Origin of the sequence: Lysinibacillus sp. GbtcB16, from assembly GCF_019091145.1 — a bacterium.
Lineage (GTDB): Bacteria > Bacillota > Bacilli > Bacillales_A > Planococcaceae > Lysinibacillus > Lysinibacillus fusiformis.
The window spans coordinates 224,979-249,820 of record NZ_JAGXJV010000002.1; the positions used below are offsets into that span (position 1 = coordinate 224,979).

28 protein-coding genes, 1 tRNA gene and 1 riboswitch are annotated in these 24,842 nt (G+C 37.7%); of the genes, 23 read left to right on the forward strand and 6 right to left on the reverse strand.

Features of this window, described 5'->3' with window-relative positions; translation table 11 throughout:
• Nucleotides 1–81: 81 nt before the first annotated feature.
• The 3 genes from trxA (at nucleotide 82) to KVT27_RS12980 (ending at nucleotide 3,932) form a co-directional block, all read left to right on the forward strand.
• Nucleotides 82–393, forward strand: a complete 312-nt coding sequence (gene trxA, locus KVT27_RS12970; protein WP_008179170.1) for a thioredoxin — start codon at nucleotides 82–84, stop codon at nucleotides 391–393.
• A gap of 119 nt (nucleotides 394–512) precedes the next feature.
• A complete protein-coding gene (gene uvrC, locus KVT27_RS12975; RefSeq protein ID WP_217581438.1) occupies nucleotides 513–2,303 on the forward strand; it encodes an excinuclease ABC subunit UvrC in 1,791 nt (596 codons plus the stop codon).
• A gap of 92 nt (nucleotides 2,304–2,395) precedes the next feature.
• A riboswitch (Lysine riboswitch) is annotated at nucleotides 2,396–2,574 on the forward strand.
• Between the two features lie 131 nt (nucleotides 2,575–2,705).
• Nucleotides 2,706–3,932 carry an aspartate kinase gene (locus KVT27_RS12980; RefSeq protein ID WP_217581439.1) on the forward strand — a complete coding sequence of 409 codons (1,227 nt, stop codon included), beginning with the start codon at nucleotides 2,706–2,708 and terminating at the stop codon, nucleotides 3,930–3,932.
• Between the two features lie 90 nt (nucleotides 3,933–4,022).
• Here the strand turns inward: KVT27_RS12980 and KVT27_RS12985 are convergent, their stop codons facing one another.
• Nucleotides 4,023–4,457: a YslB family protein gene (locus tag KVT27_RS12985; protein ID WP_036119424.1), complete on the reverse strand. Its 435-nt coding sequence runs from the start codon at nucleotides 4,455–4,457 to the stop codon at nucleotides 4,023–4,025.
• Between the two features lie 272 nt (nucleotides 4,458–4,729).
• Here KVT27_RS12985 and KVT27_RS12990 point away from each other — a divergent pair, with 272 nt between their 5' ends.
• The 13 genes from KVT27_RS12990 to KVT27_RS13050 all read left to right on the forward strand — a co-directional run bounded on the left by KVT27_RS12990 (nucleotide 4,730) and on the right by KVT27_RS13050 (nucleotide 14,996).
• Entirely contained in the window at nucleotides 4,730–5,338 is a 609-nt protein-coding gene (locus KVT27_RS12990) for a succinate dehydrogenase cytochrome b558 subunit (protein WP_036119422.1), read from the forward strand.
• A 65-nt stretch (nucleotides 5,339–5,403) separates the two neighbouring features.
• Entirely contained in the window at nucleotides 5,404–7,158 is a 1,755-nt protein-coding gene (gene sdhA, locus KVT27_RS12995; RefSeq protein WP_036119419.1) for a succinate dehydrogenase flavoprotein subunit, read from the forward strand.
• Nucleotides 7,159–7,163: 5 nt separating this feature from the next.
• Nucleotides 7,164–7,943 (forward strand): succinate dehydrogenase iron-sulfur subunit, encoded by a 780-nt coding sequence (gene sdhB / locus KVT27_RS13000; RefSeq protein ID WP_008179159.1) that lies wholly within the window; start codon nucleotides 7,164–7,166, stop codon nucleotides 7,941–7,943.
• A 248-nt stretch (nucleotides 7,944–8,191) separates the two neighbouring features.
• Nucleotides 8,192–8,656, forward strand: a complete 465-nt coding sequence (locus KVT27_RS13005) for an acyl-CoA thioesterase (RefSeq protein WP_217581518.1) — start codon at nucleotides 8,192–8,194, stop codon at nucleotides 8,654–8,656.
• 187 nt (nucleotides 8,657–8,843) lie between these two features.
• On the forward strand, nucleotides 8,844–9,065 hold the full coding sequence (locus tag KVT27_RS13010; protein WP_004226437.1) for a helix-turn-helix domain-containing protein: 222 nt from the start codon (nucleotides 8,844–8,846) through the stop codon (nucleotides 9,063–9,065).
• Between the two features lie 74 nt (nucleotides 9,066–9,139).
• Nucleotides 9,140–9,592, forward strand: a complete 453-nt coding sequence (locus tag KVT27_RS13015; protein WP_008179154.1) for a MarR family winged helix-turn-helix transcriptional regulator — start codon at nucleotides 9,140–9,142, stop codon at nucleotides 9,590–9,592.
• Between the two features lie 10 nt (nucleotides 9,593–9,602).
• Nucleotides 9,603–10,400, forward strand: coding sequence for a glutamate racemase (gene racE / locus KVT27_RS13020; protein WP_008179152.1), 798 nt, complete (start codon nucleotides 9,603–9,605; stop codon nucleotides 10,398–10,400).
• Nucleotides 10,401–10,531: 131 nt separating this feature from the next.
• A complete protein-coding gene (rph, locus tag KVT27_RS13025; RefSeq protein ID WP_025114540.1) occupies nucleotides 10,532–11,278 on the forward strand; it encodes a ribonuclease PH in 747 nt (248 codons plus the stop codon).
• A 1-nt stretch (nucleotide 11,279) separates the two neighbouring features.
• Nucleotides 11,280–11,873 (forward strand): XTP/dITP diphosphatase, encoded by a 594-nt coding sequence (locus tag KVT27_RS13030; protein ID WP_036119410.1) that lies wholly within the window; start codon nucleotides 11,280–11,282, stop codon nucleotides 11,871–11,873.
• Nucleotides 11,874–11,885: 12 nt separating this feature from the next.
• Complete coding sequence (locus KVT27_RS13035; RefSeq protein ID WP_036119407.1) at nucleotides 11,886–12,389, forward strand: metallophosphoesterase; 504 nt, start codon at nucleotides 11,886–11,888, stop codon at nucleotides 12,387–12,389.
• Between the two features lie 70 nt (nucleotides 12,390–12,459).
• Nucleotides 12,460–13,974, forward strand: coding sequence for a protein adenylyltransferase SelO (locus tag KVT27_RS13040; RefSeq protein ID WP_483307970.1), 1,515 nt, complete (start codon nucleotides 12,460–12,462; stop codon nucleotides 13,972–13,974).
• Nucleotides 13,975–14,074: 100 nt separating this feature from the next.
• Nucleotides 14,075–14,248 carry a DUF2639 domain-containing protein gene (locus KVT27_RS13045; RefSeq protein ID WP_191967662.1) on the forward strand — a complete coding sequence of 58 codons (174 nt, stop codon included), beginning with the start codon at nucleotides 14,075–14,077 and terminating at the stop codon, nucleotides 14,246–14,248.
• 58 nt (nucleotides 14,249–14,306) lie between these two features.
• Nucleotides 14,307–14,996 (forward strand): YqjF family protein, encoded by a 690-nt coding sequence (locus KVT27_RS13050; RefSeq protein WP_217581440.1) that lies wholly within the window; start codon nucleotides 14,307–14,309, stop codon nucleotides 14,994–14,996.
• A 28-nt stretch (nucleotides 14,997–15,024) separates the two neighbouring features.
• Here KVT27_RS13050 and KVT27_RS13055 read toward each other — a convergent pair whose 3' ends face one another.
• Complete coding sequence (locus KVT27_RS13055; protein WP_483307971.1) at nucleotides 15,025–15,693, reverse strand: hypothetical protein; 669 nt, start codon at nucleotides 15,691–15,693, stop codon at nucleotides 15,025–15,027.
• A 71-nt stretch (nucleotides 15,694–15,764) separates the two neighbouring features.
• Complete coding sequence (locus tag KVT27_RS13060) at nucleotides 15,765–16,511, reverse strand: SDR family NAD(P)-dependent oxidoreductase (protein WP_217581442.1); 747 nt, start codon at nucleotides 16,509–16,511, stop codon at nucleotides 15,765–15,767.
• A gap of 223 nt (nucleotides 16,512–16,734) precedes the next feature.
• Here KVT27_RS13060 and KVT27_RS13065 point away from each other — a divergent pair.
• Nucleotides 16,735–16,808: transfer RNA gene (locus tag KVT27_RS13065), tRNA-Arg, on the forward strand.
• 170 nt (nucleotides 16,809–16,978) lie between these two features.
• Here the strand turns inward: KVT27_RS13065 and KVT27_RS13070 are convergent.
• The gene (locus KVT27_RS13070) at nucleotides 16,979–17,173 is read right to left on the reverse strand and encodes a tyrosine-type recombinase/integrase (protein WP_309140237.1); all 195 of its coding nucleotides are present in this window, start codon (nucleotides 17,171–17,173) and stop codon (nucleotides 16,979–16,981) included.
• A 1,171-nt stretch (nucleotides 17,174–18,344) separates the two neighbouring features.
• Between KVT27_RS13070 and KVT27_RS13075 the strand changes: the two genes are divergently transcribed.
• Both KVT27_RS13075 and KVT27_RS13080 read left to right on the forward strand, forming a co-directional pair.
• On the forward strand, nucleotides 18,345–18,956 hold the full coding sequence (locus tag KVT27_RS13075) for a hypothetical protein (RefSeq protein WP_254636140.1): 612 nt from the start codon (nucleotides 18,345–18,347) through the stop codon (nucleotides 18,954–18,956).
• Between the two features lie 132 nt (nucleotides 18,957–19,088).
• Nucleotides 19,089–19,562 carry a hypothetical protein gene (locus KVT27_RS13080; RefSeq protein WP_217581443.1) on the forward strand — a complete coding sequence of 158 codons (474 nt, stop codon included), beginning with the start codon at nucleotides 19,089–19,091 and terminating at the stop codon, nucleotides 19,560–19,562.
• A 352-nt stretch (nucleotides 19,563–19,914) separates the two neighbouring features.
• Here KVT27_RS13080 and KVT27_RS13085 read toward each other — a convergent pair whose 3' ends face one another.
• Together KVT27_RS13085 and KVT27_RS13090 are read right to left on the reverse strand one after the other, a co-directional pair.
• Complete coding sequence (locus KVT27_RS13085; RefSeq protein ID WP_217581444.1) at nucleotides 19,915–20,952, reverse strand: hypothetical protein; 1,038 nt, start codon at nucleotides 20,950–20,952, stop codon at nucleotides 19,915–19,917.
• The gene (locus KVT27_RS13090) at nucleotides 20,952–21,458 is read right to left on the reverse strand and encodes a hypothetical protein (RefSeq protein WP_244294791.1); all 507 of its coding nucleotides are present in this window, start codon (nucleotides 21,456–21,458) and stop codon (nucleotides 20,952–20,954) included. Before KVT27_RS13090 ends, KVT27_RS13085 begins: the two co-directional genes overlap by 1 nt.
• A gap of 1,301 nt (nucleotides 21,459–22,759) precedes the next feature.
• Between KVT27_RS13090 and KVT27_RS13095 the strand changes: the two genes are divergently transcribed.
• The 4 genes from KVT27_RS13095 (at nucleotide 22,760) to KVT27_RS13110 (ending at nucleotide 24,623) form a co-directional block, all read left to right on the forward strand.
• Nucleotides 22,760–22,933 carry a thiazolylpeptide-type bacteriocin gene (locus tag KVT27_RS13095; protein ID WP_080709115.1) on the forward strand — a complete coding sequence of 58 codons (174 nt, stop codon included), beginning with the start codon at nucleotides 22,760–22,762 and terminating at the stop codon, nucleotides 22,931–22,933.
• Nucleotides 22,934–23,008: 75 nt separating this feature from the next.
• On the forward strand, nucleotides 23,009–23,182 hold the full coding sequence (locus KVT27_RS13100) for a thiazolylpeptide-type bacteriocin (RefSeq protein ID WP_008179395.1): 174 nt from the start codon (nucleotides 23,009–23,011) through the stop codon (nucleotides 23,180–23,182).
• Between the two features lie 77 nt (nucleotides 23,183–23,259).
• A complete protein-coding gene (locus KVT27_RS13105) occupies nucleotides 23,260–23,433 on the forward strand; it encodes a thiazolylpeptide-type bacteriocin (RefSeq protein ID WP_217581445.1) in 174 nt (57 codons plus the stop codon).
• A gap of 152 nt (nucleotides 23,434–23,585) precedes the next feature.
• Nucleotides 23,586–24,623 (forward strand): hypothetical protein, encoded by a 1,038-nt coding sequence (locus KVT27_RS13110; protein ID WP_217581446.1) that lies wholly within the window; start codon nucleotides 23,586–23,588, stop codon nucleotides 24,621–24,623.
• Nucleotides 24,624–24,842 lie beyond the last annotated feature (219 nt).

Genomic DNA, 24,842 nt, shown 5'->3' on the forward strand with positions numbered 1-24,842 from the left:
ATACATTACAGGCAGATTGTTCGCTCAAGTGAATTTATCCATGCTATACTACAATCATAGTAAGTTTAAGGAGGATTTCAAATGGCAATTGTACATGCAACAGATGCTACGTTCCAAAGTGATATTAAAGAAGGGTTAGTATTAGTGGACTTTTGGGCTGCTTGGTGCGGACCTTGTAAAATGATTGGGCCAGTTCTTGAAGAAATGGACGCTGCAGGTAGTGCGGCTAAAATTGTAAAAGTTGATGTAGATAATAACCAAGGTACTGCTGCTGAGTATCAAATCATGTCAATTCCATCATTATTATTATTTAAAGATGGAGAATTAGTTGACAAAACTGTAGGCTTCCAACCGAAAGAAGCTTTAGAAGCATTTATCGCAAAACATGCGTAATGAATGAAGTTCACAAAAGCCGGACCATCAATTGATGTGTTCGGCTTTTTTTCGTTATATAATAAAGAAAGATAAAAATGATTCATTGAGGGGAATCTTACGTAGGGGGCAGGTAGGTAATGAACGATTTAATCAAGCGTAAACTGGATATTCTACCAGACCAGCCTGGCTGCTATTTGATGAAAGATCGACAGGGGACAATTATATATGTCGGTAAAGCGAAGGTACTGAAAAATCGTGTTCGTTCTTATTTTACAGGAACACATGAAGGTAAAACGCAAAGACTTGTAAGCGAAATAGAAGATTTTGAGTATATCGTGACATCATCAAATATTGAAGCACTCATTTTAGAGCTGAATCTCATCAAACTGCATGATCCAAAATACAATGTCATGTTAACAGATGATAAGACGTATCCATATTTAAAAATTACGAATGAAAAACATCCTCGTCTAATTACGACACGTAAAGTAAAAAAGGATAAGGCTAAATATTTTGGACCGTATCCCAATGCCTATGCGGCAAGCGAAACAAAGAAGCTGTTGGACCGTTTATATCCACTACGAAAATGTGTGCAGCTACCTTCAAAAGTTTGTTTGTATTATCATATGGGTCAATGTATAGCACCTTGTGTGAAAGAAATTGATAGTCATGTTTATCAGGAAATGATTGAGGATATGACGAAGTTTCTAAACGGCGGTGTGGAGGCAGTCAAAAAGGAGCTTGAAGTAAAAATGCTTGCGGCTGCCGAAAACTTAGAGTTTGAACGAGCTAAGGAGTTTCGTGATCAAATCGCCCATATTGATACAGTTATGCAGAAGCAAAAAATAGTATCAAGTGACACTACTAACCGTGATGTTTTTGGCTATGCTGTGGAAAAAGGATGGATGTGTGTTCAGGTTTTCTTCATTCGGCAAGGTAAACTGATCGAGCGAGATGTTTCTATTTTCCCGATCTATCAAGACGCAGAGGAAGAGTTCCTAACATTTGTGGGACGGTTTTATGAAAAACCAGAGCATATTAAGCCAAAAGAAGTTTTTATTCCGCAAGCAATTGATGGTGCCATTTTAACAGAATTGTTAGGTATCAAAGTTCTTACGCCAAAAAGAGGTCAAAAAAAGGAGTTGGTAGATTTAGCGACGAAAAATGCTGAAATTGCAGTGTCCGCTAAATTCCAGCTTATCGAACGGCAGGAAGAACGTACTATTGGTGCATGCGAGGCACTTGGTGATGCGATGGGCATAACGACACCATTACGAATTGAAGCTTTTGATAATAGTCATATGCATGGAACAGATGCCGTATCTGCAATGGTTGTTTTCGTTGATGGCAAACCCGCCAAAAAGGAATATCGCAAATATAAAACCCGTACAGCAGCCAAGCATGATGATTATGGTGCTATGCAAGAGGTAATTCGTCGACGCTATATCCGTGTTTTGAAGGAAGGTCTTCCATTACCAGATTTAGTGCTAATTGATGGTGGTAAAGGTCAAATGGAAGTTGCGCGTGAAGTATTAGAGGATGAATTAGGACTAGTTATACCTATTGCTGGTTTAGCAAAGGATGACAAGCATAATACATCCCAGCTATTGTTTGGTGATCCACCAGAGGTCATTGCCTTAAAACGCACAAGTGACGGCTTTTATTTATTGCAGCGAATACAAGATGAAGTCCATCGTTTTGCGATTACCTTCTTGCGTCAACAGCATGAAAAGCATGCTATCCAATCTGTGCTGGATCAAATTGAAGGTGTCGGTCCAAAACGAAAACAGCAGTTACTGAAACACTTTGGTTCCGTGAAGAAAATACGGGAGGCTAGTGAGCTAGCTTTACAGGAAGCTGGGATGCCAGCTAATTTAGCAAATCAGATTTATGCCTATTTTCAGCAGGAGTCATTGTCAAAGGAATAGACATATGCTAAGGTTGTAAATAACATTGTGATCCAATGTTAACAGCCCACTTGTTAGATGAGGGCGGAAAAATTTAATATAATCACTTTTAAGGTGATGATAGAGGTGCAAGATTCAAAAGTAGCGCAAAAGAGGATGAACAAATCCTAAGACATTGCGTGAAAGGGGAGCTTGCCGAAGTACAGCATTGTTGTTTCCGCTGTTGTACTGGTTTTGCATTTAAAAAATGTAAGACTGTCGATTCTAAACGTTTCGGAGAGCTATCACACATGCGCAAGTTTTGTTATTGTACATGTTATAGGCAGCTTTCACGTTTTGTGAAGGCTGCCTTTTTAGTTTTCTAGAGGCTGTTTTACACCTCATTTTAGGTGAATTACATGACTGGAAAGGAGAACAAAAGAAATGTCTAGAATAGTGATGAAATTTGGAGGGGCTGCTTTAGCATCGCCCGAACAAATTCAAGATGCTGCTCGAAAAGCAATTGCTGAAAGAGATAGAGGGTTCGATGTGGTAGTAGTAGTTGGTGCGATGAGACAAACGATACAGGATGTGAAAATGAGCGTACTTCATTTCACGGATGATGTGTCAAAACGTGAATTAGATGCAGCTGTATCTTCATGCTCTCAGTTATCCAGCTCCGTGTTTGCCATTGCAATACAAGAAGCTGGCTATAATGCGGTGTCACTAACAGGCTGGCAGGCTGGCATTTGCACGGATCCTATGCATAGTCATGCAAGGATCAATCATATCGATGTTAGCCGTATCGATGAGCATTTGCTGCAAGGACAAATCGTCGTTATTGCTGGAGATCAAGGCATTGATAATGACCAAAATATAACAACGCTTGGGAAAGGTGGAACGGAAACGACAGCCGTTGCACTTGCTGTTGCATTAGATGCTGAGCGGACAGACATTTACACGAATGTTGATGGTGTGTATACAGCAGATCCACGCTTTGTTGTAAAGGCGCAAAAACTACAGGAAATATCCTATGATGAAATGTTAGAGATAGCACATTTAGGATCACACATCATTCATCCACGTGCAGTGGAGTTAGCTAAAAAGTTCCAAATGCCAGTGATCATACGCTCTAGTTTAGTGGAGTCAGTAGGTACTTTATTGAAGGAGGAAGTAGAGATGGAGAAAAATTTAGTAGTGCGTGGTGTGGCCTTTGAATCAGATGTTATTCGTTTAACAATTGGGTATGATGCTTATTCACATGCTTCATTAGCGGATATATTTTCAACTCTTGCTGAAAATCGCATCAACGTGGATATCATTGTTCAAGCAATCATTGATGGATTAAAACCAACTGTGTCCTTTTCGATTTTGAAAGAAGAATTTGCAGAAGCTTTACGTGTTTTAGAGGATAGTAAAGTATCACTTGGCTTTAGCTTTGCTGATTTCGAAATTGGATTAGCGAAAGTTTCGATAGTTGGCTCCGGTATGGTCTCGAATCCAGGTGTCGCTGCTCGCATGTTCGATCGTTTACGTCGTGAAAATATCCCTGTGAAGATGGTGAGCACCTCAGAAATTAAAGTGTCTGTTGTAGTACCGCAGGATGAAATGATTCGTGCAGCAAATGCATTGCATGATGAATTTAATTTAGAGCAGGCTCTTTACATATAATAATAGAAGAAACAGCATTTTCTGTAATTGTCCGAAATAAAAGGAAGGATTGTCATCCCGTTTATTGTATGGGAGACAATCCTTTTTTTGTTATTCTGTTGGAATCGTATGCATAATTCGTTCCTTCACGTCCCATTTGACTGTAAACATAACGTAATGTTGCTTTTCACGTTTTTCATCATAACATTCTGTCAAATAGCCTTTAGCTAGCTGAATCTGTTCAGCTATAAATCCTGCCTCAAGTCTGAAGCTGCGTTGTTTGATTTGCAAGATTTCAGGGTCGTTTGTCAACTGGAAAATACGTCCGTCCTTCGATTCTTTCATTAGCTCTAATGTACCCCAACAGGCATCTGCGAAAAATGCGATTAGTTCGTCTTGACTTTTACATGGAAACTTGCGCGCAAGCTCTTTACCTGCCCAATAAAGGACATCATCCTCATGTTTACCGAGTACAGAAGATAGAATATGATCGCGAATGATCTCATAACCAAAGGATGAGATTGTAGGAGATGGAGTGTTTAACATTGTTATCCTTCTTTCTTAGAATTTTCTTAAAATTTAACGTTAATAAAGTAATGGTAGATTTTTCGAGAAAAAACGACGCATTATGCACTAGATTAGTTCTTTAATAAGCTCTATGAAAAACTCCGAGTTGCCTTGACGCTCGTAGCTCTTGAGAGTACAATAAACATGTCATAATATTGTACCATGATGAAATACACAGTCAATGAAGTATCATTTACAAAATGATGACTTCTTTTGTTGTGCTATTTTAAGTACTAAGGGGGGTAACAGTCTTGTCGAAAGATCGAGAGTTTTTATGGCGTCGCTTACATTCTCTACTTGGGATCATTCCAGTAGGTCTGTTTTTAACGATGCACCTGTTCATTAACTTTACAGCAACAGGCGGGGCAGATAGTTATAACGATGCTACCGCAGTAATGGAAAAGATTCCATTCCTTATCCTAGTTGAATGGATTGTCATCTATATTCCATTGATGTTCCATGCATTTTATGGAGTGTTCATTGCATTCACTGCTTCACCAAACACAGGACGTTTCAGCACATACCGTAACTGGATGTTCTCATTACAACGTTTCACTGGTGTATTCCTAGTGATTTTCATTGCATGGCATATTTTCCAAACTCGTATTCAAAAAGCACTTGGAGCACACGTTGATTACGACATGATGGCGAATATTGTTGCTAATCCATTCATGCTTGGATTCTACATTGTTGGTATTTTATCAGCAACTTTCCACTTATCTAACGGTTTATGGGCATTCCTAGTAAGCTGGGGTATTGTACAATCTCCTCAGTCTCAAAAGATTGCTACTTACGTAACAAACATTATTTTCGTAATTCTAAGTGTAGTTGGTGTGGCTGCTATTTTAGCTTTCGTATAATTCAATAGAGCTACAATAGAGCACATGCAATCATTGCAATTTTTTAAGAGGAGTGAGAAATAATCATGGCGAAAAGCAAAGTAATTGTTGTCGGCGGTGGTCTTGCCGGTCTGATGGCAACGATTAAAGCAGCTGAAGTTGGTACTGAAGTTGATTTATTCTCATTAGTTCCTGTAAAACGCTCACACTCTGTTTGTGCGCAGGGCGGAATTAATGGTGCAGTAAATACAAAAGGTGAAGGGGATTCTCCATGGATCCACTTTGATGATACAGTATATGGTGGGGACTTCTTAGCGAACCAACCACCAGTTAAGGGTATGTGTGATGCAGCACCCGGCATTATCCATTTAATGGACCGTATGGGTGTTATGTTCAACCGTACACCAGAAGGATTATTAGATTTCCGTCGTTTTGGCGGTACTTTAATGCACCGTACAGCTTTCTCTGGTGCAACAACTGGTCAACAATTACTATATGCGCTTGATGAGCAAGTTCGTTCTCATGAAGTAGCTGGTTTAGTAAATAAATATGAGCACTGGGAATTCCTTGGTGTTATTATCGATGAAGACGGCGTGTGCCGTGGTATCGTAGCGCAAGATATGCGTACAGAAGAAATTAAATCATTCCGTGCAGACGCTGTTATTATGGCGACTGGTGGCCCTGGTATTATTTTCGGTAAAACAACAAACTCTGTTATTAACACAGGTTCTGCTGCTTCTATCGTTTACCAACAAGGTGCTTCATATGCGAATGGTGAGTTCATTCAAATTCACCCTACAGCGATTCCTGGAGATGACAAAAACCGTCTAATGTCAGAATCAGCTCGTGGTGAAGGTGGTCGTATTTGGACTTATAAAGACGGTAAACCTTGGTACTTCTTAGAAGAAAAATACCCAGCTTACGGTAACTTAGTACCACGTGATATTGCAACACGTGAAATTTTCGACGTTTGTGTAAACCAAAAACTTGGTATCAATGGCGAAAACATGGTATACCTAGATCTTTCTCATAAAGATCCACATGAGTTGGACGTTAAACTTGGTGGTATCATCGAAATCTACGAAAAATTCGTAGGAGATGACCCACGCAAATTACCTATGAAAATTTTCCCAGCAGTTCACTATTCAATGGGTGGATTATGGGTTGACTACAACCAAATGACTGAAATTCCTGGTCTATTTGCAGCAGGTGAATGTGATTACTCTCAACACGGTGCAAACCGTCTGGGTGCGAACTCATTATTATCTGCTATCTATGGCGGTATGGTTGCAGGACCAAACGCAGTAGATTATGTAAAACATCTTAAAAAGCATGCAGAAGATATTCCACAAGAGATTTACGATGCTCGCGTAACAGAAGAACAAGCGAAATGGGATGCTATCATGAAAATGGAAGGCACAGAAAACGCTTACTTACTGCATAAAGAGCTTGGTGAAATGATGACTGCTACAATGACTGTAGTACGTTACAATGATCAGCTTGAAGATACATTGAAAAAACTTGATGACCTTACTGAGCGTTGGAACAACATCAACATCAACGATACACAAAAATGGAGTAATCAAGGCGCACACTTTACACGTCAGCTTAAAAATATGTTAGTGCTTGCGAAAGTAATGACAAAAGGTGCATTATTACGTAATGAATCTCGTGGTGCGCACTATAAGCCTGATTTCCCTAACCGTGATGACGAGCAATTCTTGAAAACAACAATGGCGAAGTTTGACCCAGCTACTGGTAATCCAATCATCACGTACCAAGAAGTCGACGTTTCTTTAATCCCACCACGTAAACGCGACTACTCTGCGAAAGGAGACTAAAAGTTATGCAAATCGCAGCTAATACTGGAAGAATGGTTAAAGTTGAAATCTTACGTCAAGATACACAGGGCGGCAATAGCTATTGGCAAAAATTCCAAGTGCCTTACCGTCATGGTATGAACGTAATTTCTATTTTAATGGAAATTCAAAAAAATCCTGTTACTGAAAATGGTGAAAATACATCGCCAGTATCATGGGATATGAACTGTTTAGAAGAAGTTTGTGGTGCATGTTCAATGGTTATTAATGGCCGTCCACGTCAATCATGTTCAACACTTGTTGACCAATTGACTGAGCCAATTAAATTGGAGCCAATGAAAACATTCCCTGTTATTCGTGACTTACAAGTTGACCGTGAACGTATGTTCAACGCGCTAAAAAAAGTGAAAGCATGGGTACCGATCGATGGTACTTATGATTTAGGTGAAGGTCCACGTATGCCAGAAGGTAAACGTCAATGGGCTTATGAATTATCTAAATGTATGACTTGTGGTGTATGTATGGAAGCATGTCCAAACGTGTCTGAAAAAGCTTCATTCATCGGGCCAGCTCCATTATCACAAGTACGACTTTTCAACACTCACCCAACTGGTGCAATGATTAAAGATGAACGTTTAAATGCTATTATGGGCGATGGAGGCCTTGCAAACTGTGGTAACTCTCAAAACTGTGTTGCTGCATGTCCAAAAGGTATTCCTTTAACAACATCAATCGCTTCATTAAACCGTGCTACTACAGTGCAAATGTTCCGTAACTTCTTCGGTTCTGACCACTTCGTAGACTAATATCGGACAAGCTGACTCCCTTACACTTAGTGTGAGGGAGTTTTTTATTGTGATATAAACATAGTTAATAGTTCAAGGAAAAACCATACTATAGAAAGAAAAGAGATGTAGCAATAAAATAAGGAAATTTTGGTTTTTCCTATGATCATATAGCATTTTCTTTTATAATGAATTTGTATTCATTATTTATGGGCTGTCTGAACCAAACTAAAAAAGATGGCCAATTAATTATAGGGGATGGTGCTAATATGAAAGCAAATTATATTGAAGACTTCCAAGAGTGGCAAAAGGGTTTTTCCTTTTATAGTGAGGCACGAGTACGATTTTCAGAAACAGATATGTATGGACATATGAATAATACGGTAAGCTTTACATATTTTGAACAGGCAAGAATTGATTATTTCCGACATGTAGGTATTTTAATGCCGTCTGTAGCTGACGAGAATGTAAAGAGTATACCGATTGTAGCTGATTTACAATGTGATTATGTAAAACAGGTTTTCTTTGATGACGTGCTACGAATTTACACTAAGATAGCGAAAGTTGGAAGTTCATCAATGGATATTCATTATTTAGCAAAAAATCAAAGAGATGAAGTGTGCTTTACAGGTCGAGGTACAATTGTGCAAATGGACCCTGGAACAGGTAAAAGTGTACCGATTTCTAAAGAAGAAAGAGCGCACTTGATTAGTTTGGAAATTATCCCTCATTAGTGGGTAGGGCTATTGCATAAATAATTATGAGAATAGTAGGAATTATGTTTTACATAAAATTTATAAAAATGTCGAAGCAATTTCCGAAATTTTTAAGGAAACATGTAATAATCATGCAAATAGCCGTCACCGCTTCAAGCCCCTTAACATAAGTTACAATACGTGCGGGGGAGGAGGGTGTAACTGAATGAATGGCTCTCATCATCGTTCTCTATTAACGAACCGAGAACGTGAAATATTTGCGCTTTTATTAGCTGAAAAAACAACGAGAGATATTGCAGAGCAGCTTGGTATTAGTGAAAAAACAGTGCGAAATCACATTTCCAATACAATTCAAAAGCTAGGTGTAACAAATCGATCTCAGGCGTTAATTGAGCTGTTACGCTTAGAAGAATTTAAATTAGACTAATGGACACTTGCTATTTCGTGAAAAAAACGACAAAATAGAACTATTCAACGTATTTTTAGGAGTGAAATAGTTATATGTCGGATGAAGTAACAAAACACTCACCTGAAACCGTTGCAACGGTTGAAAAGGAATTACGCTATATAGCGGCCATCGTGAAGCAAAAGGGAAGAGAAATTGTTTCCGACTATGCGATTACGCCGCCACAATTTGTTGCATTACAGTGGTTAGAAGAGCTTGGTGATATTACAATTGGCGAATTATCAAACCGTTTATATTTAGCTTTTAGCACGACAACAGATTTAGTGGACCGTATGGAGAAAAATGAATTAGTCAAGCGTATGCGTGATGAAAATGACCGCCGTGTCGTTGTTGTTCATCTTCTCGAAAAGGGCGAACGTATTATTCAAGAGGTTATAGAAAAAAGACAGCAATATTTGCAAGAGATGCTTGTTGGTTTTGATGAGCAAGAAGTCGCGCAATTATCAAGCTACCTAGAAAAACTACATGTACACATGAAACAGGATTGAGGCGGAAAGTATGAATGCCCCGATAGGCGTTATTGATTCAGGAGTAGGCGGGTTAACCGTAGCAAAAGAAATTATGAAGCGATTGCCAAACGAAACGATTTATTATATTGGCGATACAGCAAGATGTCCATATGGTCCAAGAAGCCGTCAGGAAGTACGGAACTTCACTTGGCAAATGGCGAAAGCGCTAGAAAAAATGAATGTTAAGATGCTCGTTATTGCTTGTAATACAGCGACTGCAGTAGCACTCGAAAGTTTACAAAGAAATATGCCTTTTCCGGTACTAGGCGTTATAAATGCTGGCGCACGTGCAGCTGTAAAGAAAACGAAGCGACATGAAGTCGTTGTGCTTGCAACAGAAGGAACAATTAAAAGTGGTGCATATGAAGAGGCCTTACTGTCACTTAATACGTCAACACATATTATTCCACTAGCCTGTCCAACTTTTGTTCCACTTGTAGAAAGTGGCGAATATAAAGGTGAATTTGCGACGAAGTTAATAGCAGAAGGCTTAAAGCCGTTGAAAAATCAGCAATTTGATACGGTTATTTTAGGGTGTACACATTACCCTATTTTACAAAAACAAATTGAAGCTGTCGTAGGAGATGAAGTGAATGTTTTATCTTCTGCGGAAGAAACAGCAAAGGATGTTCAAGAAATGCTAGCTTATAATGGCACTTTAGCAAATGCAAATACAGTGCCTGCTCATAAATTTTTTGCAACTGGTTCTGTTCCAATTTTCCGTTCAATCGCTGAAAATTGGTTGGAGCAAGGTACTCTCGACATAAAACGCATTACATTAAAATAAAAAATCAGCTTAGCGATGGGCTAGGCTGATTTTTGCCGTTTTCAGCATTTTACATAATCATTGAGTACTTTTTTGAAGAAATAAATTATGATAAGATGAGGGCGCGAAAGTTTTTAGGAGGAACAATAAATATGACAAGATTTGATGGAAGAATGGCAGATGAACTGCGACCTGTAAAAATGGATGGGGAGTATTTATTACACCCAGAGGGCTCGGTCTTAATTCAAGTAGGAAATACAAAAGTAATTTGTACAGCAACAATCGAGGACAAAGTGCCTGGCTTTTTACGCGGGCAAGGGAAAGGCTGGATCACAGCTGAATATTCGATGCTACCTCGTGCAACTGCTCAACGTACACCGCGTGAATCATCACGTGGGAAGGTCAATGGACGTACGATGGAGATTCAACGCCTAATTGGGCGTGCATTACGTGCTGTGGTCGATTTAGAGGCGCTTGGAGAGCGTACAGTATGGATCGATTGTGATGTGATTCAAGCAGATGGTGGCACTCGTACAGCTTCCATTACGGGAGCATTTGTTGCGATGACACAGGCAATTGCTAAATTTGCGGAAGAAAAACCGTTCGTCAAGTTTCCTGTAACCGATTTTTTAGCCGCAACTAGTGTAGGGATTGTAGAAGAACAGGGTGCTGTTTTAGATTTAAATTATGTAGAAGATGTGGCTGCTGCTGTTGATATGAATATTGTTATGACAGGTGCAGGTCGCTTTGTAGAATTACAAGGTACTGGCGAGGAAGCAACATTCTCTCGTGAAGAATTGAATGATTTATTAGCATTAGGTGAAAAAGGCATCCAGCAATTAGTTGAGCTCCAAAAAACAGCGCTTGCTGAACAAGCAAACATGGTCGGAGGGAAATAATATGAAACAGGTAGTGATCGCAACAAAAAATAAAGGAAAAGCCAAAGATTTCGAAGCATTATTTGGCCCACTTGGTTATGAAGTTGTCACAATGTTTGAAGTAGCACCAGACATGGAAATAGAAGAAACAGGTACAACATTTGAAGAAAATGCAATCTTAAAGGCAGAAGCCCTAGCGAAAAATCTTGGTACCATTGTGATTGCTGATGATAGTGGTTTAGCAGTAGATGCATTAAATGGTGAGCCAGGGGTCTACTCTGCACGTTATGCTGGTGATCATGATGATGAAGCTAATATGGTGAAGCTGTTAGAAAACCTACAAGGGGTAGAAGATGGCAAACGTACCGCTCGATTCTGCTGCTGTATTGCTATTGCAGGTCCAGATTTTGAAACGACGACTGTATTTGGTACTTGTGAGGGCGTGATTGCACATGAAAAACGTGGGACGAATGGTTTTGGCTATGATCCAATCTTCTTTGTTCCAAGTCTAGATCGTATGATGGCTGAGCTTACGCCAGAAGAAAAAGGTGCTATTTCTCACCGAGGTAATGCTATTCGTAAGTTGAAGGAGCAATTGCCGAATCTTATTAAATAAGAGGTGGTATTCATGAAAATACTTATCATGAGCGATACACATGGCGACTGTCAGGTGATCGACAAGGTTAGAAATTTTTATCCTGAAATAGATGTTCGCATACATTGTGGTGATAGTGAGCTTCCTTATGTACATGATGCATTAAAAGGAATGAAAAAAGTACGAGGGAACTGTGATCGGGAGGAAGCTTTTCCTGAGGAAGAAATTTTTACAGTCGATGGCGTAAGAATTTTGGTGACTCATGGTCATTTATTTAATGTAAAAAGTTCTATGTTGTCTTTAACCTATCGGGCAAAAGAATTGAATGCCCAAATTGTTTGTTTTGGTCACTCTCATATTCTCGGGGCTGAAATGATGGATCATATTTTATTTATTAATCCAGGAAGCTTATTAAAGCCACGGGGTCGCAAAGAAAAAAGCTTTGCCGTGCTAGAAATAAAAGATTCGACTTTTACAGTGGAATTTTGGACGGATGATCAACAATGTATGTCAAGTCATACTTTCCAACGAAATTAATACGACTTAAAAATCCGCCTTACTCTTCAAGTAAGCGGATTTTTATATGGGGTGGTAAAATTGACTAGGAATGAATGATGTTGAAATAGAAAAAATAAATGGAAAAGGTAACAAAGGAGAAAATATGGAAAAGACAATTGGCTGGAAAATGGACAATAGCTATGTTCAACTACCAAGTATTTTTTATTCCGATATGACGTTAAACCCTGTGCGTTTACCTGAATTAGTCCTGTTAAATGAAGCGGTAGTTGCGTCACTAGGATTAAATAGTCAAGCTTTAAAAAGCGAAGAGGGCATAGCCGTATTAGCCGGTAATAAAGCCCCTGATGGTAGTATTCCTATTGCGCAGGCTTATGCAGGACACCAGTTTGGACATTTTAATATGTTAGGTGATGGACGGGCACTTTTATATGGTGAGCAAATAACACCCTCTAATGAGCGTATGGATATCGCGCTAAAAGGGTCTGGCAGAACACCTTATTCTCGTGGTGGAGACGGAAGAGCCGCATTGGGGCCTATGCTTAGGGAGTACATCATTAGTGAAGCGATGTTTGCGTTGGGGATTCCCACTTCCCGAAGTTTAGCGGTAGTGAGCACAGGTGAAACGATTATCCGTGAAACTGATCTACCTGGTGCTATCCTTACGAGAGTTGCCAGCAGTCATTTACGGGTAGGGACCTTTCAATATGCAGCACAATGGGGTACAGACGAGGAACTCCAGATTTTAGCGGATTATGCAATAGAAAGGCATTTCCCAAATCAACACGGTGACACGAATCGCTATCTTTATTTATTGCAGGAAGTCATTAATAAACAAGCATCTCTTATAGCAAAGTGGCAGTTAGTGGGCTTCATTCACGGGGTCATGAATACAGATAATATGACCATCAGTGGGGAAACCATTGATTATGGACCGTGTGCCTTTATGGATTCCTATGACCCAGCGACAGTGTTCAGTTCAATTGATCGACAAGGGCGTTATGCGTATGGTAACCAGCCAAACATTGGTGGTTGGAACTTAACACGCTTGGCAGAGGCATTACTTCCCTTAATTCATGAAAATGAAGAGCAGGCCATTGAACTTGCTCAAGCTACCCTAGAACAATATCCTAAGCTGTACGCTCAAAACTGGCTGAAAGGAATGCGAGCAAAATTAGGGTTATTCGATGAAGAGCAAGAGGATATGAAGCTTATAGAAGAACTTTTACAGCTCATGGAACAGGACCGAGCGGATTATACTAATACGTTCATCGCCCTAAGCTTTGACCACACTGATAAAACCTCATTGTGGAAGTCATCAGCATTTAAAGGCTGGCATCGAAAATGGCTTGCACGATTAGCAAGACAGTCACAAACAAAAGACATGTCACAACAATTGATGCGTCAGCAGAATCCCGCTGTTATTCCACGTAATCACAGGGTGGAGGAGGCATTAGAAGCAGCTGTAGAGCGGGGAGACTATAGCGTGATGAATAAATTAGTGACAGCTCTGGCACAGCCCTTTGCCCACACGAATGAACAACAGGAATATGCTTCATTACCAGAACCGTCTAATCAACCATATCGAACTTTTTGTGGCACATAAGTAGAAAACGAGAGGAATGGCTCCTCTCGTTTTTTTATTGGGCAATGGCACCCTACACAAACCAAACGCATACCCTATGTATGAATAAAGGTAAAGGAGAATGGATTCGGTGCATAAATATTCAAAAGGTTGGTTTGTAAAAGAGCTACGAACACATGGCATTTTAGTACATCCACAACTTAAAAGTCATCTAGGGTTATTTAAAGAATCTGAATTACGAAATTTATATTATCGCTATGTAGAAATAGAAGCGGCTGAGCAGAATCAAAAATAGCTATATTGTTTGAATAACTCCTTTCTAGGAAAAAATGGGCATAGAAAGGAGTTTTACTATGTGGATAATAGCACAGACATGGCAGGATGTCCTATTTTTACATTGGCCAGTATCACCCCCAGAATTAGAAAAACATATACCTCCAGAACTGACGCTAGATCTATTCGCAGAGGATGCCTGGGTAAGTGCGGTACTTTTTAAAGTCCATGGGCATCGCTTGCGATTTCTACCACCCATTCCTGGCTTGAATACTTCCTTACAGTTGAATGTACGAACATATGTAGAATATGGGGGCAAGAAAGGAATCTATTTTTTTCATTTAGATGTGACCAATTATGTCTTCTCAAAAATAACAGCATTAGTCAGCTTACCCTATCGATACTCAAAAATTGTAGGAAAGCAAAGGGATAATGACAACACCTATACGAGCTATTACAAAACATTGGATGAAAGATTGAGGGTGTCCTATACAATAGGGAACAACACTCAAACTAATTTTGACCAATGGCTTGTAGAACGTTACCATTCATGGGCAAAATGGAACGATACATTATTTCGTATTGATATTCAACATACACCGTGGGAATTACAACAAGCTGAAGTAAAGATTCAAAGCAATACGTTAGCTTCTTTTATGAAGGGAACCTTTCAGGGGACACGACCCATTGCACATTATGCAAAGGCAAAAGAGGCAAAAGTTTTTCCTCCAGTGATTGAACAACGAAAAACAAGATCTATTCAAAAATAGACCTTGTTTTTTGTAAGGGAGAGATATTTTAAAAGAGATAACAAAATTGCATGACAATAGCGCCGGCAATCATATCTGACATGGCAAGTGCCTCAGCCTCAATTTCATCAAATATGTCCACGTCGGCTTGATAATCTTTTTGAATCATGGTCACGGCTTCATTCTTTGTTAAAGCCAAATGCATATAAAACATCTTTTGTACGGCCTCCATACTTAAATAAGGATTGATCGTATGCAAAAATTGTGCAATATCGTCAGCATTACGATACCAATCTCTCTCTTTTGCCTCAGAAGTCGCTGTATCTCCTTTAGTAGCAGCAGTCACTAACTGAGCTGCAATCACAAGATGCTCTTTAATTAAAGCTGCATATCGATCCGCTATAGAGTCACCATAAAAGGGACGGAGGCAATTCCCTAAATCAGTTGCATTTCGTAACAAACGCTGCTGTACAAAGGGTAAATCGGGCAAATTGAAAACGATGCTAATAATCGTCATCCGTGTCCAATTCACATGCTCCATCCACAGTAGCCGATTCATCGCCATATAATCCGCCTCAGCTTTACTAATACAGCGTCGATTATCAGCTGAACGTAAAAAATGACGAATCGGTGCTGTGTATTGCGTAGAAGGGGATTGATACAACTGGCTTAATGAAAAGCCATTTGAATAAGGGTACAAAACCTCACTCCTTTTCATTCTTTTTCCTACACTAGCATACTCCCAGGTAGCTCTATGTATGAAAACAAAGAAGGCAAGGAGATATAGCATCAATCCTCGTACATCATTTTCTTCGTCATCCCACCGTCAACCGTTAAGTTAATACCCGTAACAAAATCATTCAACGGATTTGTTAAATAAAGACATGCTTGAGCAATATCCTCTGGCACACCCACTCTCCCTGACAAATGCTGCGCATGGTCAATCGGACGAAGCTCCTCATAATTGCCAGTCTCAATCCATCCAGGCGAAATACAATTCACAGTAATCTGATCAGGACCAAACGACCGTGCTAAAGCATGAGTCAATGCGACAATCCCACCTTTTGTAGCGGTATAGGCTTCAGTATTAGGCTCAGACATTTCAGCCCGTGTAGAGGCTAGACATACAATCGAGCCTCCTTTGGCATTGTGCCTCATCATTTTCGCAGCCTCCCTTGCACAGAAAAAGGCACTCGTTAAATTCGTTTGCAAGAGATCATTCCACTCCTCCCACGTAATATCATAAGGGGATGTATGTTGAAACTTTCCAGCATTATTAATGAATATATGAATCGCCCCATATTGTTCGACCGCTCGTCGCATCAATGAAACAATATCCTGTTCCTTCGCCACATCCGTATGAACAAAGATGACAGAGAAGCCCTGATCGACCAAATCCGTCTCTAATTGCTGACCTAATCCCTTATTGATATCAGCAATAACCACCTTCGCACCCTGTCGTGCATACGCTAGCACAATGCCCTTGCCTATTCCTTGTGCACCACCAGTCACAACTACAACAGCATCCTTAAACATCTACATACCTCCCATTGATTTCTAGCCAATATTTTAACAAAAATTTTCATGTTCAACCTATCGATAAGGCAAAAAAATGGTATAATCTATATGGCGACAACATATGATAAAACATAGATGAGGGAAACCTTGCCTACATAGTAAAATTAATGTTGACATTACGCCATATAATACATATAATAAGTATTGTCCTTCCTATGGAATACATAAGAAACGACATCATGTCTCAGTAGCTCAGCAGGATAGAGCAACGGCCTTCTAAGCCGTCGGTCGGGGGTTCGAATCCCTCCTGGGACGTCAATAGCAAATCAAAGGTTAATTTTTAACCAAACTGAAAAGCGCTTGAAACCTTATTAATACTGGGTTTTGAGCGTTTTTTGTTTGTATGAATATTTTTAAGAATCGCATTGATTAACATATAAAAAATAAATTAGGTAAACAAAATGTAAACATGGTGAACAAAGAAATTAAGATGAATAAACATTAATCGCTATTTCTTCATCCCGTTCTTCCATTTCCTTTAATACATGCGAATAGTGATCAAGTGTTGTTTGAATATCTGTATGTTCTAATCGTTTAGAAACAGAATGAATATTAGCTCCTTTATAGATTAAGACACTGGCATGTGTATTTCGTAAACCATGAATGGAGATATGTTCAATTTCTAATGCATCTAGTCGTCGCTAGCAGGAGCGATTAATGAGATTAAACAAACGGTTAATGATGTTGGAACAGAAGCAAAAGAGTATACAGATCAGCACCCTGCAGCTATTAACACAAAGATCGATACCCATATCAAAAATGATTTAGGACGCGTTAGATATTTAGGGAGTTCAGGAGGAAGTAATGCGCGCCTATTGTAAGTAGAGCCGGTATAATACCATTCCGTGACACAACAGTGACTAATCAAGTTCCGAAAACAGGAGTTGCTTTCCGTTCCTAAAAATGAGGTCCTAATACCGGTAATGTGACATTGAGTATTAATGATACAACACTTGGTAAAGCTACGTTGGTTTATCCTGTTTATGACTCAACAGGAAAAGTATTAACAGCTAACGCAATAGTTAATTTAGGAATTTACACGTTATGTTTCAACGGTTTGCGTTTTTCTTGCAGGGTAGAGAAAGCGGGGTGGTAACTAAAAATAACGCAAGCTACAATACGGCGGGGACATACGAGTTAACTGTCCCTAAAGGCGTTAGCAAAATAACAACCTATATTAAACAAAATCTATGGAACCAAATGAATCAGAACAACAAATTGAAAAGGATGATGATAAGATGAAATTCACAAGCACAACCGGCAAAAGCTGCAGTACGTGATTACATTCAACAAGCAGTCGTAAAAGGATTGATTAATCTTGGTTGGAGAAATTCGATAATGGCACTATGACAAGTGGTGATTTTGAAGGGTTGAAGATTATCATTGCACAACGTAGCGCTTAACAGCAAATGCCTGTTACCTTATTTGGTAATGGGCTTTTTTATTTTACTAACATAGAATCAAATAATTTACAATGAAATTAATAGTAATTATTGTAAATTATTTGTAAAAATAACGAAATTCACTACCTGATAAGAATGTCAAAAAAAATCAATGAAGATTTCAAAAAACATTACTTTGGAACCTCTTTATTACATGAGTACCGCCAAAATTTGGCGTGATTGATGGCGTAATGTGGCGTTTTTTGTAAATTCAATGTAAATTTCACGCCGAAAATTGGCGGGGTTAGAGTATTGGTAAGGGTATTTCTTAATGATAGGATATTAGTAACTCGAGAGTAATGGAATGTTATAACATTTTAATTTTTTTTAGGATAACGGAGGATTAATTTTGAAGAATAACATATTTAGAAATATTATAGGATTGATTTGTTTTACATTAATTTTTAGTATTGTTTCACCTAGTTTTGCATTTGCAAGTGAATCTCAAGATGCAGACTTAATAAGTCCTGTAAATCCAGAAACAGGTAGTGTTTACGAAATAGAAAATGATACAGAATTTGAAAATCTAGAAATCGTTCAAGACGAAACTACACAGATAGATGATATAAGTCCACCTAGTATTGATAATGAAATCGAAGCTCAACCATATGCATTACCTGTAGTTCCATTATTAGCTGGCATTGTTATTAAAAAAGGTGTTGAATATGTTGTAAAGACATCTGCAGGCCGTATAGTTAAAATTAGCGCTCATGCTGCTGATCAAGCAGTAGATCGTAAGATTACAGGGAAAATGATAGACGAGGCATTGACTAAGGGTTCAAAATATGTAGATGGTTGGAGCGGAGAACGTATTGGTTGGTTAGAGGGAGCACCTTTGAATCAAAGAACTGCAGTCCTACTTAATAAAAATACTGATGTTATCGATACAGTATATGATCAAAAAGAAAAGAAATTGAAATGGTTAAAAAGCAATTGGCAGTACAAAGGAGATATTAAGTAAAAAAAGCACTACGGGAGATCCAGTATAAAGGTAATTCATATATAGCATTACAACAATCCATGGTATAGTAACTGTGGATTGTTGTAATTTAGTTAATATAACTATCGCTAATAGTGTAAAGGGGTTTTAATTATGGCTTTATTAAAAGATTATAGTGATCAACCTAATTGTGAGGTTGAAATAAATTTAGTTTTAGTTAATGAATCTAGTGTGAAATTTAATATTCTATTTCGATCAGGTAATAGTTTTCCTGAAATAAGTTCTGAAATAGTTTGTATGAGAAGAGACTTTTTTAAACTATTAGAAGATCTAAGACAAATTGATACTAAACATCTAAGTATGTTAGAAGCCCATGATCCTGGTTTATGTATTTATCATATCCCACTATTTGGTTCTTATTATTACCCTGGACATGGTTTTCTTCAAGTACCAGAACATGAAAGAGACGAATGGGAACCTTATTATAGATTAATTTTTGTGTTAGATGCAGGGGAGAGAAATAATCATAGTGCATCAGAAACTGGGCCTGCAATATGTTTAAAAGTGAAAATGGAGCAAATTAACGAATTTGTAGAGACCTTAATTTCAGAAGCAAATAGATTTTGAGTTTATAATAAAAATCAATGTAGTAGGATATTTACACTTTATAGTAAAGGCTTTATTATGTTCTATTTGTAGGGTAAACATCATTGCTTTTAACCATTGATATATCAACGTTGTAGTATGTCCTCCTGGGACGTCAATAAAAGCCTTACAGCCACAACGGTTGTAAGGCTTTTTATTTTTATGCAAGAACGTGAATAGCTTTACAATTTGCCCATAATTTGTCTGAATCATCTTTTTTATTAAATAGCTTATCAAAGTGAGTGCTAACTCTTTGTTCAGTTTCCGCTAATAAATGACTATAGGTATTTATTGTAGTGGTAATACTTTATACGAATAAGCAAATTTCGCAGTCTTACCAAACAAAGCCCACTGGCCAGTATGGCATTTTATAGAGACCAGAAATATTATTCCGTTCCGCTACTTCATCAATTATGTCCATTGTATGATCATAAGTATCTTCGTTTATTTTCTCGACTGACTCTGGAATACGAATATAGCCCGATAGCAATTCACCAATATGATAAGCATGTTGAAAAACAGCTGCTTCTCCAACAGGTTTGTAATCAGGTATAAAATGAGGCATAACGATGGTATGATCCAAGTTCACATCTTGTAGGGCACCAACGTTCATTGAAAAACCAACACCAGACTTATAAAAACCAACGACTTGGAAATCCATGATTTCAGAAATTAATTCCAAGGAAAATATATCGCCAATTTTATAAATATCCTTATACGCATTTCCCAACACAACACTAATGGGTTTGTTTGGTGCCTCAAGTGTAAAATCAGACTTTTTAAGGTTTCTACCTACATCAATACTATTATCGAAGTGACTAAAAGTGTCTTCACCTAATAAAATCGTTTTTAAAGGTGTTGTCAAAAATTCATTACCTTCCTGATCCAGCGAAACAACATTAACTGGGTTAGAAATCACCTTATCATTGCCAGCAGCTTGATACTCTTCATATCCATCCACAAAACTTGTTTCGCCCTCATAATTTCCTCTATAAACTAAGGGATATTCATTTACAAGAACATAATTAAAAGCTGTTTTCATTTCATCATACATAGCCTTTACTTCTTCAATCGGCACAGATTTTATGCCATCTGAAAGTTCTTCAAAAGCAAAAACGGTTTTATAGTACGGTTCAAATTCAGGTATATCGGAGATGTAATCTATGTAATCCTCGTAACCATCAAACGACTCTGGCTTAGGTTCCGTTGTTTGTGATTTTTCTGGTTCAGCGGTTTCTGTTTGAGGTTGTTGTGCATCTGGTACAACTACATCATCTGTTGTACTACATGCAGTCAGCACGACAGAAAACATAATTCCGACAATCGTATAAATAGGTCTTATAAAGCGTAACAATAAGCATTTTATCTTCATTACCAATTATAGAAAATGCGTGGTGTTGCATTTGGAACAAGACCAGTAGCTAGAAAAGAAGTTGCATTTGCTCTAATACCACTATTCAATTGATTATTACCTGTAGTGTTCAGCCGACCATTGGACCAAACTTCTGCACGTGCAGTGAATCGTGGTGCAGTTGCATCTACCCAGCCAGATGAAAAATGGTCACCGCCATGTCCATGTGAAGAATCAACATACAATCGAACATCACTACCTGTAACTTTATAAGAACTTCTCGTGATACTCATACTTTTGTTGTCTGAAGTTGCAGTACCACTTCCACCTCCTGCAGACTTATCCATTATAAACACTTTACCATCCATAGTAATTGATTCGGGTAATTCTGCTAGAGTAATTGGCTCTGTCAATTCTGTGGCAAATGCCGGAATGCTAGAAAACATAATTCCAGCAACTACCACGAGAGGGGCCATCTTGCTTATAAATTTTTTCTTCTTCATACGAATCATCCTTTCTTTTTTCACACTTTGATTTTTCGCTTATAAAACCTACAAACCTTTAAAAACTATAAAACCTAAATAAATAATAACATATATGTAAATATAAGTAAATAAAACAAAATATTTCAATGTATTCAAAAGTATAACTCTTTATATAATTGATGTAGAAAGAAATTGATCCTTATTAATTTTTTCAGGAGGAACTTAATGAATGAATATAACCGCTAGAAATCAGGGGAATTCACCAGTTTATCAAACCTAAACAGGGCAGATTTTCGTTTGAGGATTCAGTGGTTGCCAGTAATACTATAATGTATAAATAAGGGGATAAATAGATAATTACGTAATATATAGGTTGGTAAATCAGCTTAATGACAAGATTGCTAGAGACAAATTTTACATATAAAAAAGCCACTTAATAAGGGGCTTACAAAAAACTATGTGAAATGGTAATTACACACTTAGGAACGTGTTCGGATGTAAACAAATGGGGTCCTTCGTATGATATTGTTCAGCCAGAGTTTTCTGGCTGAACTTTTTTATGTAGATTTCATCTATCAGTAACTAAGGTAAAACCTTGAGCCAATGTAAGACAGAAGTCCCCTATACCAAAAGGACTGCCGTGTATGAACTTCCATTCTTCATACACGTTAGTCGAATAAGGAATCTATGTTAAAATACTGCGTTAATAGCAATTTCCTACCTTCCTTATCCCATTTATGGTATTCATCAAAAACTACCATCACATTATGATTTGCACGTATCTCTACTAAATACTTGACAGTAATAATTCTTCGGATGTCCAAACTATACCTTTTGGTAAATCCCTCAAAGCATAATTTTGTTCTAATTCATATTGGAATATTTAATTTTGTGTGAGTCTCTCGATGATCCCCTGAAATTTGGAGAAATCCTCTTTACTTTCAAAAGCATATATATGTTTCATTAAATCTATCTTCTTTTCTAATTCTTTTATTGAGCCTGCATAGGTCTATTAACCATTAAGTGTTTCTATATTTATAAATATTGTAGTTCAATAAAAATTCATCTAGCGAGAATGGTTGACTGTTATCTCCTATAGAATGGAAAAATCCGCTTAAGAAAAATGCTTAAGCGGTTCTTTTTCATTCAAATCAATCATGTTTATATTGCCATCAATCAGGAAAATAACAAATTTTATTGACAGTTAAGATAGAAAATTGCACACATAATTTAGCTAACAAGGACACCTAAGTATAGAGGAGCAGTTTGTATGAAAGGAATGAATAACCGTAGAATTCTCGAGTTATAGTGTGTATGTAAATAAATGAAAGGAGAAATGAAAAATGGAAAAAGACTTAAGAAAAAAAGAACTGAATGCAAATGAATTCGATTTAGAAGTAGAATTATTAGATTTGGATGAAGTGTCAGCGATTCCAGAAACAACAGCAAGCAGTGGCTCAACAAGTTGTTCCGCCTCATCAACATGTGGTTCAACATCATGCTGTGGTTCTTGTTAATAATTCACTTGGGCAAATTGAAGTAAGTTTTTATTGTAGAAACCAAATAATCACTATTTCTAGGAGGAACTAAAGATGAAAAAAGAGATGACTACTCAAACAGTAAATGCAAAAGAATTTGATTTAGAAGTAGAATTATTAGATTTGGATGAAGTGTCAGCGATCCCAGAAACTACAGCAAGCAGTGGCTCAACAAGTTGTTCGGCATCATCAACATGCGGTTCAACATCATGCTGTGGTTCTTGTTAATAAATGTTTGGAAGAGGTAGAGTCAGTTTCAAAAAATAGTATAAACAACTAATTACTATTTATGGGAGGAACAAGGGATGAAAAAAGAGATGCATACGCAGGAAGGAACTACAAAAGAATTTGATTTAGAGGTGGAATTACTAGATTTAGACGAGGTGTCAGCGATTCCAGAAACAACAGCAAGCAGTGGCTCAACAAGTTGTTCAGCATCATCTACATGCGGCTCAACATCATGCTGTGGTTCTTGTTAATGACTTAAAAAATGGAGCGGTTGAAACTACATTTTGTGACAACCGCCCAATTCTCTTTATTTGAAGCTGCTAAACCATGAAGAATTGAACAAATGAATTTTTAGAATCAAACATTGTCTTGTTAAAGAAAAAATACATAAGGGTGTGTTGCCATGTATCAAACCTGTATTTATAACTATGACAGTTCATTAGAACAATCATTGCTATTACTTATTGATGAGTTGTGGGATAAACATCAATACTTTGTGTCAAAAGGCTGGGAGGGGGGACCTCATATTCAGTTGATTACAAAAAATAAAATTTCACAATCTGAATATGACGCTTTGAAAAAAAGAGTGAGCCAGCTAATCGAAGAACAGCCATTGGATAAATCATATATTGATCAAGTGAAGAAAAAATATGAGCAAAGCTCCCGATTGCTATCAAATTTAGAAAATAAGAAAAATGAACGAGCTATTCGAGAACACGGGGAAATGGACATATATCCTTATTATTTGCCTGTTCATAATGAACGATTAACGAATTTATATATGAACGAACGATTCAGACATTACCCATTGCTATTGGATACTCGAAAATATATAGAAGCACAGAGCATTAGCGTTGAGGAGCTGTTTCCCCTTATTTTTTCAAGAATTTCAGATGTCTATCATGAAACAAATAATAATAAAGGTTACTTTTCGTTTGTCTCGCATGTTCAGGGCTTCTTTGAGCTTTCTGCCAAGCAAGAGAAACCATATACCGAAAAGTTATTTGAGACATTTTATTTAGAAAAACAATCAGGTTTAGAAGCTGCAGAGAAAGCACATTCTCCAATAATTAATAGATGGTTTAACTATTTTACAGAGTTTTATGGATGTTGTTTAAGTCAGGTGGATGAATTGTTAGACAATCACTATAAAGCTGAATTGACTCGTACTATTGAGGAATTAGAGAAGAATTTTAAAAATGAATTTCATAAGAATTTTGTTGCCTATTCAAAGAAAAATAACTTTATGGAAAATCCAGAGGCAACGGCTTATAGATTTACCGTAAATCTGCTGTATTTACTATTACCTTACTTTAATATAAGTGCTTTGAAGAAGCAAAAGTATATTTATATGGCTTACAGAATTGTGGAAAGTAAAAAAGGGATGACTTGGAGGGAGGAGTTAGGACTTGACTATAATCGTTACTCAAAATCCATTTAGTATTTATCGAGGAACCAATACTTCTGATCAGTGGTACTTTGAAATGAGAGAAAAAGCGAAGGAAATTCAGTCTGCTAAAGAAGCTATTGATAATGTTCATGCAAAAATTGAAAGAGAGAAGGAAATGGTAGTCAGTCAAATTGAAGAAGAGTTCTCTCTACAAAAGGATCCAAAGCTATTGAACCTGAAACGGGATGTTCATAATTTACGTAGCATTCG

Excerpts from the sequence above, each read along its gene's own strand:
- KVT27_RS13035 (WP_036119407.1), top strand. The coding sequence starts at position 11,886 with ATGAAAATACTTATCATGAGCGATACACATGGCGACTGTCAGGTGATC.
- KVT27_RS13030 (WP_036119410.1), top strand. The coding sequence starts at position 11,280 with ATGAAACAGGTAGTGATCGCAACAAAAAATAAAGGAAAAGCCAAAGAT.
- KVT27_RS13095 (WP_080709115.1), top strand. The coding sequence starts at position 22,760 with ATGGAAAAAGACTTAAGAAAAAAAGAACTGAATGCAAATGAATTCGAT.
- uvrC (WP_217581438.1), top strand. The coding sequence starts at position 513 with ATGAACGATTTAATCAAGCGTAAACTGGATATTCTACCAGACCAGCCT.
- KVT27_RS13080 (WP_217581443.1), top strand. The coding sequence starts at position 19,089 with ATGGCTTTATTAAAAGATTATAGTGATCAACCTAATTGTGAGGTTGAA.
- KVT27_RS12985 (WP_036119424.1), bottom strand. The coding sequence starts at position 4,457 with ATGTTAAACACTCCATCTCCTACAATCTCATCCTTTGGTTATGAGATC.
- KVT27_RS13050 (WP_217581440.1), top strand. The coding sequence starts at position 14,307 with ATGTGGATAATAGCACAGACATGGCAGGATGTCCTATTTTTACATTGG.
- KVT27_RS13045 (WP_191967662.1), top strand. The coding sequence starts at position 14,075 with ATGGATTCGGTGCATAAATATTCAAAAGGTTGGTTTGTAAAAGAGCTA.
- KVT27_RS13040 (WP_483307970.1), top strand. The coding sequence starts at position 12,460 with ATGAATGATGTTGAAATAGAAAAAATAAATGGAAAAGGTAACAAAGGA.
- KVT27_RS13110 (WP_217581446.1), top strand. The coding sequence starts at position 23,586 with ATGTATCAAACCTGTATTTATAACTATGACAGTTCATTAGAACAATCA.
- KVT27_RS13010 (WP_004226437.1), top strand. The coding sequence starts at position 8,844 with ATGAATGGCTCTCATCATCGTTCTCTATTAACGAACCGAGAACGTGAA.
- KVT27_RS13085 (WP_217581444.1), bottom strand. The coding sequence starts at position 20,952 with ATGAAGATAAAATGCTTATTGTTACGCTTTATAAGACCTATTTATACG.
- KVT27_RS13105 (WP_217581445.1), top strand. The coding sequence starts at position 23,260 with ATGAAAAAAGAGATGCATACGCAGGAAGGAACTACAAAAGAATTTGAT.
- rph (WP_025114540.1), top strand. The coding sequence starts at position 10,532 with ATGACAAGATTTGATGGAAGAATGGCAGATGAACTGCGACCTGTAAAA.
- KVT27_RS13060 (WP_217581442.1), bottom strand. The coding sequence starts at position 16,511 with ATGTTTAAGGATGCTGTTGTAGTTGTGACTGGTGGTGCACAAGGAATA.
- racE (WP_008179152.1), top strand. The coding sequence starts at position 9,603 with ATGAATGCCCCGATAGGCGTTATTGATTCAGGAGTAGGCGGGTTAACC.
- KVT27_RS13005 (WP_217581518.1), top strand. The coding sequence starts at position 8,192 with ATGAAAGCAAATTATATTGAAGACTTCCAAGAGTGGCAAAAGGGTTTT.
- KVT27_RS13015 (WP_008179154.1), top strand. The coding sequence starts at position 9,140 with ATGTCGGATGAAGTAACAAAACACTCACCTGAAACCGTTGCAACGGTT.
- KVT27_RS13055 (WP_483307971.1), bottom strand. The coding sequence starts at position 15,693 with ATGAAAAGGAGTGAGGTTTTGTACCCTTATTCAAATGGCTTTTCATTA.
- KVT27_RS13100 (WP_008179395.1), top strand. The coding sequence starts at position 23,009 with ATGAAAAAAGAGATGACTACTCAAACAGTAAATGCAAAAGAATTTGAT.
- sdhB (WP_008179159.1), top strand. The coding sequence starts at position 7,164 with ATGCAAATCGCAGCTAATACTGGAAGAATGGTTAAAGTTGAAATCTTA.
- KVT27_RS12980 (WP_217581439.1), top strand. The coding sequence starts at position 2,706 with ATGTCTAGAATAGTGATGAAATTTGGAGGGGCTGCTTTAGCATCGCCC.
- trxA (WP_008179170.1), top strand. The coding sequence starts at position 82 with ATGGCAATTGTACATGCAACAGATGCTACGTTCCAAAGTGATATTAAA.
- sdhA (WP_036119419.1), top strand. The coding sequence starts at position 5,404 with ATGGCGAAAAGCAAAGTAATTGTTGTCGGCGGTGGTCTTGCCGGTCTG.